Origin of the sequence: Corynebacterium sp. HMSC068G04, assembly GCF_001814885.1 — a bacterium.
Lineage (GTDB): Bacteria > Actinomycetota > Actinomycetes > Mycobacteriales > Mycobacteriaceae > Corynebacterium > Corynebacterium hiratae.
This window is the reverse complement of record NZ_KV818340.1, coordinates 36,431-46,801: the sequence shown is the minus strand read 5'-3', so window position 1 is coordinate 46,801 and position 10,371 is coordinate 36,431. Positions and strand designations below refer to the sequence as shown.

The 10,371-nt window shown below is 60.3% G+C and carries 6 protein-coding genes; 4 read left to right on the top strand and 2 right to left on the bottom strand.

All coding sequences use genetic code 11. The features are described from left to right. The 3 genes from HMPREF2993_RS09635 to HMPREF2993_RS09625 form a co-directional block, all read left to right on the top strand. Positions 1–908, top strand: a 908-nt coding sequence (locus HMPREF2993_RS09635; protein ID WP_141758289.1) for an MmgE/PrpD family protein, incomplete at its 5' end; no start/stop codon positions are given. After that, positions 909–1,841 carry a methylisocitrate lyase gene (gene prpB, locus HMPREF2993_RS09630; protein ID WP_070702116.1) on the top strand — a complete coding sequence of 311 codons (933 nt, stop codon included), beginning with the start codon at positions 909–911 and terminating at the stop codon, positions 1,839–1,841. A gap of 51 nt (positions 1,842–1,892) precedes the next feature. Next, complete coding sequence (locus HMPREF2993_RS09625; protein ID WP_070516010.1) at positions 1,893–3,041, top strand: bifunctional 2-methylcitrate synthase/citrate synthase; 1,149 nt, start codon at positions 1,893–1,895, stop codon at positions 3,039–3,041. On the opposite strand, the gene HMPREF2993_RS09620 is transcribed toward HMPREF2993_RS09625, so the two are convergent. Both HMPREF2993_RS09620 and HMPREF2993_RS09615 read right to left on the bottom strand, forming a co-directional pair. Beyond that, positions 3,038–5,473, bottom strand: coding sequence for a hypothetical protein (locus HMPREF2993_RS09620; protein WP_070516008.1), 2,436 nt, complete (start codon positions 5,471–5,473; stop codon positions 3,038–3,040). The genes HMPREF2993_RS09625 and HMPREF2993_RS09620 overlap by 4 nt on opposite strands. Continuing rightward, positions 5,463–6,149: an ABC transporter ATP-binding protein gene (locus tag HMPREF2993_RS09615; protein WP_070516005.1), complete on the bottom strand. Its 687-nt coding sequence runs from the start codon at positions 6,147–6,149 to the stop codon at positions 5,463–5,465. The genes HMPREF2993_RS09620 and HMPREF2993_RS09615 overlap by 11 nt, the downstream gene beginning before the upstream one ends. Positions 6,150–6,483: 334 nt before the next feature. Here HMPREF2993_RS09615 and HMPREF2993_RS09610 point away from each other — a divergent pair, with 334 nt between their 5' ends. Then, positions 6,484–9,915, top strand: coding sequence for a pyruvate carboxylase (locus tag HMPREF2993_RS09610; protein ID WP_070702114.1), 3,432 nt, complete (start codon positions 6,484–6,486; stop codon positions 9,913–9,915). Positions 9,916–10,371 lie beyond the last annotated feature (456 nt).

Here is a 10,371-nt window from a genome sequence, read left to right as displayed (position 1 = left end):
CCGCTACCCGCCAGTCCCGCAAGGGCCTCATCTCCTCCTGGAAGGCTTATGCACCGGCCTTTGCCGGCAAGATGGGCATCGAGGCAGTGGATCGCTCCATGCGCGGCGAGGGCGCCCCGGCCCCGATTTGGGAAGGTGAGGACGGCTTCATTGCGTGGATGCTGCACTCCCCGGAGCGCACCTACACCGTCCCGCTGCCGGCGGAGGGTGAGGAAAAGCGCGCCATCCTGGACACCTACACCAAGGAGCACTCCGCGGAGTACCAGGCACAGGCCCCGATCGATATGGCCTTTGCACTTAAGAAGACGCTCGCGGAGAAGGGACTGAAGACCGAGGACATCGAGTCCATCGTCCTGCACACCTCGCACCACACCCACTACGTCATCGGTACCGGCGCCAACGACCCGCAGAAGATGGACCCGAACGCCTCCCGCGAGACCCTGGATCACTCCATCATGTACATCTTCGCCGTGGCACTGCAGGACGGCGAGTGGGACTACGAGACCTCCTACTCCGACGAGCGCAAGCACCGCCAGGACACCATCGACCTGTGGCACAAGATTTCCACCGTCGAGGACCCCGAGTGGACCCGCCGCTACCACTCCAACGACCTCAGCGAGAAGGCCTTCGGTGGCAAGGCCGTCATCACCTTCAAGGATGGCACCGTGATCGAGGACGAGCGCGCGGTGGCCGACGCCCACCCGCTCGGCGCCCGCCCCTTCGGCCGCGAGGAGTACATCAACAAGTTCAAGAAGCTCGCCGCCGGCAAGGTGTCGGAGGAGGAGCAGGAGCGCTTCCTCGCTGCCGCCCAGAACCTGGAAAACCTCACCGACCTGAGCGAGCTCAACGTTCGCCTCACCGACGAGGCCATCGCCACCGCACCCGAGACCCCGAAGGGACTGTTCTAAATGGCTGGCCTATTTGGCTCCACTATCAGCAACGCAGACAAGCGCAAGAGCTTCCGCGAGGCGCTGAACGCACCGGGAATCACCACGCTGCCGGGCGCCTTCAACCCATTGACCGCGCGGCTCATCCAGGACATCGGCGGCTTCGGCGGCGTCTACGTCTCCGGCGCGGTGCTGGCTAATGATCTGGGTCTGCCGGACATTGGTCTCACCACCCTCACTGAGGTGGCGCAGCGCGCCGGGCACATCGCCCGCGCCACGGACCTGCCTGTGCTTGTCGACGCCGACACAGGCTTCGGCGAACCCATGTCCGCCGCCCGTACCGTCGCCGCGCTGGAGGACGCCGGCTTGGCTGGCTGCCACCTGGAAGACCAGGTCAACCCGAAGCGCTGCGGACACCTCGATGGCAAGGAAGTGGTGCCGACGGATCTCATGGTTCGCCGCATCACCGCTGCCGTCAACGAGCGCCGCGATGAGAATTTCATCATCTGTGCGCGTACCGATGCCGCCGGCATCCACGGCATCGATGAGGCCATCGAGCGCGCCAAGGCCTACGCCGACGCCGGCGCGGACCTCATCTTCACCGAGGCCCTGTACTCGCCGGAGGACTTCGAAAAGTTCCGCGCCGCCGTGGACACCCCGCTGCTGGCCAACATGACGGAGTTCGGCAAGACCGAGCTGCTTTCCGCCAAGCGCATCGAAGGCTTGGGCTATAACGCCGTCATCTGGCCGGTATCCACCCTGCGCGTGGCCATGGGTGCTACCGAAGAATTCCTCCGCGACATGCAGGAAACCGGCCTGCAATCCGAGGAATGGCTCGACCGCATGCAGCACCGCTCCCGCCTGTATGAGCTGGTGCGCTACGACGAGTACAACGCCTTTGACCAGAGCGTGTTCACCTACTCCAAGGACAGCTACAAGCCCACCTTTGACTAAACCCCACGGCCTAGAACTCAATCTAGACCCCTATAAAAGGAGAAAAACACCATGTCTGAAACCCCAGAGATCCGCAAGGGCCTGTACGGCGTTGTCGTCGACGAGACCGCCGTGTCCAAGGTTGTCCCGGAGACCAACTCCCTGACCTACCGTGGCTACCCGGTGCAGGAGCTGGCCCGCTACTGCTCCTTCGAGGAGGTTGCTTACCTGCTGTGGAACGGCGAGCTGCCGACCCAGGATGAGCTGGTCCGCTTCTCCGCTCGTGAGAAGGCGCTGCGCCACCTGGACCGCCACCTCATCGACCTGATCACCTCCATGCCGAAGTCCTGCCACCCGATGGACGTTCTGCGCACCGCGGTCTCCTTCATCGGCTCCCAGGACCCGGAGGAGTACACCAAGGATTCCGAGCACATCCGCCGCACCGCCCTGGAGCTCATGGCGAAGCTGCCGACCATCGTCGCGCTCGATATCCGCCGTCGCCGCGGTGAGGGCTACATTGAGCCTTCCCGCAAGAAGGGCTTTGCGGAGAACTTCCTGTGGATGGTCTTTGGCGAAGAGGACGGCTCGCCGGCCCTGTCGCGCTCCGATATCGAGGCCTTTGATAAGTCCCTCATCCTCTACGCGGAGCACTCCTTCAACGCTTCCACCTTCGCGGCCCGCGTGGTGACCTCGACGATGTCCGATACCTACTCCGCTGTTACCGCCGCCATCGGCGCCCTGAAGGGCCCGCTGCACGGTGGCGCTAACGAGGCCGTGATGAAGAACTTCCTCGAGGTTGGTGACCCGGCCAAGGCGGAGGAGTGGACGCTCAACAAGCTCAAGAACAAGGAGCTCGTCATGGGCTTCGGTCACCGTGTGTACAAGAACGGTGACTCCCGTGTTCCGACCATGGAGGCTGCCTTCCGCGAGCTGGCCAAGGACCACGGTCAGGAGCAGTGGGTGGAGATGTACGAGAACATGGCGAAGACCATGTACGAGAACACCTCCATTAAGATTCAGCCGAACCTGGACTTCCCGGCTGGTCCCGCGTACCACATCCTGGGCTTCGACATCGAGTTCTTCACCCCGATCTTCGTGATGGCCCGCATCACCGGCTGGACCGCACACATCGTGGAGCAGAACGAGAACAACTCCCTCATCCGCCCGCTGTCTGCCTACAACGGCAAGGAGCAGCGCTCCGTTCCGCCGAAGCAGATTTAATTAGCGGTTGCGCTTGACGCTGGGCGCTGCACGTAGCGAAGGCATGTCATGCCAACGCCGCTTGCAGCGCCCAGTGTTATTGCGCCTGCGGCAACAAGAAGAGCCTTCCAATCGATGGCGAATGTGAGGCCATCTCCCATTGCGTAAACCATTCCGGCGAGTGGGAGGATTCCAGCGAGACAGCCAGAAATGATCGCAACACATGTCAGTGTGGCCGTCGTGAGTACAACGATTCTTAGGTGCCAGGAAGAATCGAGGCCTAGTACTTTGAAGGTGGTCTCGATTGCTTCGGTAGCGCGAGCAAGTTGCCGCGAGAAAACAAAGGTTACGGCTAACGCGCTGAGCAGCGCGGCTGCCAAACTGATATAGAATGCCCGCGGTGTCGAAGAGGTTTGAATCAGCGGCAGTAGTACGAGCTCGTGGGGGATATGGGCTTGTGCAGCGCTATCAAGAAAGCGCTTTTCTTGGTCTTCCTGGAGACCCGTAAAGACCCATTGTGTACTACCTGCCGGTGCATCTAGTTTTTGCGCCGTGGATGCGAGGATAAATCCTCCAGCTAGCTTCTCCCAGTGTGGCCCGAAGTCCATACTCAGTGCTGAAAGTGATGAGTGGCCTGAATTCTTGCTTGTGCTGATTGAAACGTGGTCTTGGTCGATGAATCTGTGATCGCGGACTAATGCCCCAGTCTTAAGGACTTCTTTTTCTGAGGCAGTAAGCTCTCGGTCTAAGAGTTGCTCTACGTCATGAACGGATTCGACGCTCAGTACGCCAAAGGTCCCCGACATCTCCGTGGGCATGTCCAGTGTGGCTTGGACATAAGAAACACGAACTGGGGCGGGCACCCCCAACACAGTGGCTACGTGCTGGACGGATTCGGCACGCGTGGAAAGCCCGCTATCTGTCTTCTCTAAAATGTGTGCCTGGTTTGGGGCGATCGTTGACGTCAAACTGTCATTCTCACTGGCTGTGAAGCTGGCTGACATCGAACTGCTAAACACGGCGGTTCCCATGCACAGGACCAACAACGTCAGACCCGTGCCAATAAGCTGCCGGTGCTTCTCTGCAAATCTCAGGGCCACGCCTGTTGGAGTGTAGGGCCGGCTGGTTCGCGGACAGCGGGCGAGAAAAAGAGAAAAGACGATGCACAATGCCACGGTTGGCAATGGCGCCCAGGTTTCGAACACGTCTGGCCCCAGCAGTGCTGAAGCGACCGTAAAGAGTGCGGCCACAAGGACTATAGCAATAGCACTCCAACGCAAGAATGATGCCGATAGGGCCGGCAGCGGGATATCTTTCCAGAACGGATGCGGCTGGGTCGACGGCGCGGTGGCAATACCGCCAATCAGGAGTGCTGCTAGCGAGCTAGCGAGAAGAAGCACTAACCATTTCCACGGAATGAGGACTCCAGGATCAGGCAACCCTGCAAGTCCAGAAATGAAAGGGCGCGCACATTGCGCCAGGCCTGCACCTACAACGAGGCCTAAGACGGAGTACATCAGGGCTGAACGAAGCAGGGTGGATGTGCTGGACTTCCACAACAGGAAGGGGGAGATTCCTAGCTCGAAGAACCGCCGGTTCAACGGGTGAAGAACTAGGTACGTGACTCGCCACAAAAAGAAGATCAAAGCACACGGTATGACAACGGCAAACAGGCCGAAGAAGAAGGAATAGCTATCGGCGAATCCTGAAGGCGGCGTTGCGAGCAAGCTTTCTCGGGTGAGGAGCGAGGTCGAGAAAGCGTCGTCAAGCGCGGCGTGATCGACGAGGTCTGCATCCCCGATCTGACTCCTAATGAACTCGGTGAGGGCTGCAGGAGTCTTTCCTTCGGAACCGAAAACAATCGGCCGGACCGAAGCGGAGGTCATGGAATAAGCGTCGGCGTCGATGGTGTTCCATGTTCCCGATGCGCCGTACACCGCTTTCTCCTGGCTGTGGAAGGAATTCGATACAACGCCAACGATGCGGAGCGGTAGAGTGCCGTTGAATGCAGTTGTGTGCTCTCCGACGTTGAGGTTCACGTCTTCGGTGACTACTACCTCGCCAGGATCACTAGGCCACTGGCCCTGAACCAATGCCAACCCAAAATCGGGAGCTTGCTCTTCCCAGTGAGACTCCTTGTAGACAAGGGAAGTGGAAGGATTGCTATCGACATAGAGATCGTAAGTCTCGAGTTGGGTAGTAAAGCCCCTCTCGGGGGAATCAAGTTGCGGCAGCGTCTGTTCAACCACGCCCGCCCGCGTGTACACAGGCACGTCCACCCGCACGGCGTTGTTTCCCAATTCTGACTGCGCCTTTTGCTGCGGGGACAACGTCATGAAGAGATCGGCCGAGACAGCAAATGCGAAAAGTCCTAAGCACACTGCGATTGCTGCTGCGCCGAAACGATACCGTTTCGATGAATGCACGACTTTCGTGATTAGTTCATTGAGCATGCGGGGCTGCTTTCCCAAGCTGGCCGTCGATCAGCGTGTAGGCCGTGCCGCAATAGTCCAGCATGATGGGATCGTGGCTGGTCGCTATCACGGTTGTGCCGGTTGATGCGAGCTTTTTGAATAGTTGAAAAATGCTATGGGAGTTCTCGGAATCGAGCGCAGCGGACGGCTCATCAGCCAAGAGAATTCGTCGGTTCCCGGAGAGCGCTCGGGCGATTCCTACTCTTTGGCACTGGCCGCGCGACATCTCTGCGGGAAATCGTTGAGCGAGTCCTGCAAGTCCTACTTGGGCTAATGCCTCGGAAGCCTTATCGTGCGCCGTCGTCTCATCGACACCCGCTGCGGCAAGCACAAGCATGACATTTTCGAGCGCGGTGAGTTCATTCATTAATAGGTCGTCTTGGTGGACGAAGCCGATTGTGTTGCGGCGCAAGGCAAGTAGTTCCTTGGGATCAGCGGTGGATACACAGGTATCGAAGACCGAGATTGAGCCCTCATCAGTGGGGAGAAGCCCCGCGATCGCGCGCAGGAGAGTGGTTTTACCGGAGCCGCTCTTTCCTGAAATCCCGAGAAACTCACCTTCATCAACCTCTAGGCTTGTGCCTTTGAGAACATGCGTGCGCTGGGCGCCCTCGCCCAAATACTTGTGGACCCTAGATATGGTGACTGAGTTCATGTGCTCGTTTCTATCTTCACCGTGAGGCCTTTGGGATGAAAGATGAAGTTGGTTGTTATGAACCTGATTGAAGGATAGAAACAGGGGGTGGAACATGTCAATAGGTTTATATTTTTTTAAAAGCGAAGTAAATCCTTTCCTATTTGGCCGCTGCATGTTTAAAGGGGGAAGGGTAGCTGCGCATGAAGGGGGGCGAGCCATCTAGGGGTGTGCCTAGAATTCTGGCGAGAACCTAATTGAAATCTGTTGACCTATATGTCGATTCTCGCCCGCGTTGTCGCCTCGGACACTATCCTTGTCTTCGTATTGTTCCTATCTGAAAGGATCACTCCTAGTGTCTGATACCGCCCACAAGTCCTTCTCTAAGATCTTGGTGGCCAACCGCGGTGAGATTGCCGTGCGTGCCTTCCGCGCCGCCTTTGAGGTCGGTTCCAAGACCGTTGCAGTTTATCCCAAGGAAGACCGCAACTCCTTCCACCGTGCCTTCGCGGACGAGGCCGTGCGTATTGGTACTGAGGGTCAGCCGGTTAAGGCTTATCTCGATATCGATGAGGTTATTCGCGCCGCCAAGAAGTCCGGTGCGGATGCCATTTACCCGGGTTATGGCTTCCTTTCGGAGCGTGCTGATTTGGCCCGCGCGTGCCGTGATAACGGCATTAAATTCATCGGTCCCACCGCGGAGACCTTGGACCTGACCGGTGATAAGGCCGCCGCAGTGGCTGCGGCCGAGGAAGCAGGGCTGCCGACTTTGAAGGACTCGAAGCCCTCGACGGACGTCGACGAACTGGCGGAATACGCCAAGGACTTTGAGTTCCCAGTCTTCGTGAAGGCCGTGGCCGGCGGCGGTGGCCGCGGCATGCGCTTCATCGAGAACGAGGCTGAGCTGAAGACCAAGTGCGCGGAGGCATCCCGCGAGGCAGAGGCCGCCTTCGGTGATGGCCACGTCTACCTTGAGACCGCGGTGATTCGCCCGCAGCACATCGAGGTGCAGATTCTGGCTGACTCCCAGGGCAACGTCATGCACCTGTATGAGCGCGACTGCTCCGTGCAGCGCCGCCACCAGAAGGTCGTGGAGATTGCCCCGGCACCGATGCTGGACCCGGAGCTGCGTGACCGCATCTGCGCGGACGCCGTGAAGTTCTGCGAGCATATCAACTACGAAGGCGCCGGTACCGTCGAGTTCCTCGTCGATGAGAAGGGCAACCACGTCTTCATCGAGATGAATCCGCGCGTGCAGGTCGAGCACACCGTGACTGAGGAGGTCACGGGCGTTGACATCGTGAAGTCCCAGATGCAGATTGCCGCGGGCCTCTCCCTGGAGGAGCTGGGCCTCAAGCAGGAGGATATCCACATCACCGGCGCGGCGCTGCAGTGCCGTATCACCACTGAGGACCCCTCCAACGGCTTCCGCCCGGATACCGGCACGCTGACCCAGTACCGCTCGCCGGGCGGCGCGGGCGTGCGTCTCGACGGTGCAACGGCCGTCGGTGCGGAGATCTCGCCGAACTTCGACTCCCTGCTGGTGAAGATGACCTGCCGCGGTGTCAACTTTGAACAAGCCGTGGCACGTGCGCAGCGCGCGCTCAACGAGTTCACCGTGGCCGGCGTGGCCACCAACATCGGCTTCCTGCGCGCTCTGCTGCGTGAGCCGGACTTCGTCAACACCCGCGTGGACACCAGCTTCATTCCGGAGCACCCGGACCTGCTGAAGGCCCCGCCGGCCGTGGACGAATCTGGCCGCATCATCGACTACATCGCGGACGTGACCGTCAACAAACCGAACGGCGAGCGCCCGACCACCCTGCGCCCCTTCGATAAGCTGCCGGATCTGGACTTTAACTCCGAGCTGCCGCGCGGTTCCCGTGACGACTTGCTGGAGCTGGGCCCGAAGAAGTGGGCGGAGAAGATCCGCAAGCAGGATGCTCTGGCGGTCACCGATACCACCTTCCGCGATGCTCACCAGTCCCTGCTGGCCACCCGCGTGCGCGGTACCGCTCTGGTCACCGCGGCGGAAGCCGTGGCCCGCATGACCCCGGAACTCTACTCCGTGGAGGCATGGGGTGGCGCCACCTACGACGTGGCCATGCGCTTCCTCAAGGAGGACCCGTGGGTCCGCCTGGACCTGCTGCGCGAGGCTATGCCGAACCAGAACATCCAGATGCTGCTGCGCGGCCGTAACACCGTGGGCTACTCGCCGTACTCCAACGATGTGTGCACCGGCTTCGTGCAGGAGGCTGCCAAGTCGGGCGTGGATGTCTTCCGCATCTTTGATGCGCTGAACGACGTCAGCCAGATGCGCCCGGCTATCGACGCTGTCCTGGAGACCAACACCACCGTGGCCGAGGTCGCCATGGCTTACTCCGGTGATATGTGCTCCCCGGATGAGAAGCTCTACACGCTGGATTACTACCTCAAGCTGGCCGAAGAGATCGTCAACACCGGCGCCCACGTCCTGGCCATTAAGGACATGGCGGGCCTGCTGCGTCCGGAGTCCGCATCGAAGCTGGTTATGGCTCTGCGCAAGGAGTTCGACCTGCCGGTTCACGTGCACACGCACGACACCGCCGGTGGCCAGTTGGCTACCTACTACGCGGCAGCGCTTTCTGGTGCCGACATCGTCGACGGTGCTTCCGCACCGCTGGCGGGCACCACCTCCCAGCCTTCGCTGTCCGCCATCATCGCGGCGTTCTCGAACTCCTCTCGTGATACCGGCATCTCCCTCAAGGCCGTCTCCGACCTTGAGCCGTACTGGGAGGCCGTCCGCCAGCTCTACCAGCCCTTCGAGAAGGGTATTCCTGGACCGACCGGCCGCGTCTACCGCCACGAGATTCCAGGTGGCCAGCTGTCCAACCTTCGCGCGCAGGCTACCGCTCTGGGCTTGGAGGACCGCTTCGAGATCATCGAGGACACCTACGCTGCGGTGAATGAGATGCTCGGCCGCCCGACCAAGGTGACCCCGTCCTCCAAGGTGGTCGGTGACCTCGCCCTGCACCTTGTGGGCGCTGGCGTAGACCCGGCTGACTTCGAGGCCAACCCCACCAAGTACGACATCCCGGATTCCGTCATCGCCTTCCTGCGCGGTGAGCTCGGTACGCCTCCGGGTGGTTGGCCGCCGCTGCGCGACAAGGTCCTGGAAGGCCGCGCGCCTGGCGACGTCACCGTCAAGCCCGTCCCCGAAGAGGAGAAGAAGCACCTGAGTTCGGATGATTCCACTGAGCGCCGTGCTTCCCTCAACCGCCTGCTCTTCCCGAAGCAGTTCGAGGAGTTCAACGAGTTCCGCCGCACCTACGGCAACACCGAGGCGCTGACGGACACCGTCTTCTTCTACGGTCTGGAAGAAGGTAAGGACTACATTGTTCACCACTTCCCGGAGGGCTCCAACGACCGTGCAGATCTCAAGCCCATTACCTTGCGTCTTGACGCGATGGGCGAGCCGGACGAGAAGGGCATCCGCAACGTCGTGCTCAATGTCAACGGCCAGATCCGCCCGCTCAAGGTGCGCGACAACAACGTGGAGTCCACCGTTGCCACCGTGGAGAAGGCCGACCCATCCAACGATGGCCACGTGGCCGCGCCGTTTGCCGGCGTGGTGAACCCGACGGCCAAGCCGGGTGACGAGGTCAAGGCCGGCGACCAGATCGCCGTCATCGAGGCCATGAAGATGGAAGCCTCCATCTCCGCCACCAAGGATGGCACCATCGAGCGCGTCGCCATCGGCGCCGCCACTAAGGTGGAGGGCGGCGACCTCATCGCCGTTATCAACTAAAAGTCGACTTAGGTCGTGGATGGGTGAGCAGCGTCATTCTTGGCGCTGCTCACCGGTGGTTTCTGCGGTGGGGTGGGATTTTTCCGCACTGCATTGGCCTAAGTCAGGAGAGTGTCTCGCAAAAGGCATCTGGTAGAAGGCATCTTTGGGTCTAAAAACGCCATCTGCCCTGAGTGAAAGGCGTTTTTAACCGTGAAAACGCCTTTTGGCAGATGCCTTTTACCAGACGCCTTTTGGCAGATGTCTCCAGCACGTCGATGGAGGCATGCAGACGTTGTGCGTTGCGAGGGGTGCGAAGAAGGTAATCCGTTTCGCGAAGATACGTGCAGCGTTCTACGGAAACGGTCGTTGTGACCCGACCTAGGTTATAGGCGGGTGAGCAACGTCGCTCTTGGCGCTGCCGTCGGCGCGCCGACGAAGGTGTCGAGTATAGTTGACACCTTTTGTTGGCTTGCG

Excerpts from the sequence above, each read along its gene's own strand:
- prpB (WP_070702116.1), top strand. The coding sequence starts at position 909 with ATGGCTGGCCTATTTGGCTCCACTATCAGCAACGCAGACAAGCGCAAG.
- HMPREF2993_RS09625 (WP_070516010.1), top strand. The coding sequence starts at position 1,893 with ATGTCTGAAACCCCAGAGATCCGCAAGGGCCTGTACGGCGTTGTCGTC.
- HMPREF2993_RS09620 (WP_070516008.1), bottom strand. The coding sequence starts at position 5,473 with ATGCTCAATGAACTAATCACGAAAGTCGTGCATTCATCGAAACGGTAT.
- HMPREF2993_RS09615 (WP_070516005.1), bottom strand. The coding sequence starts at position 6,149 with ATGAACTCAGTCACCATATCTAGGGTCCACAAGTATTTGGGCGAGGGC.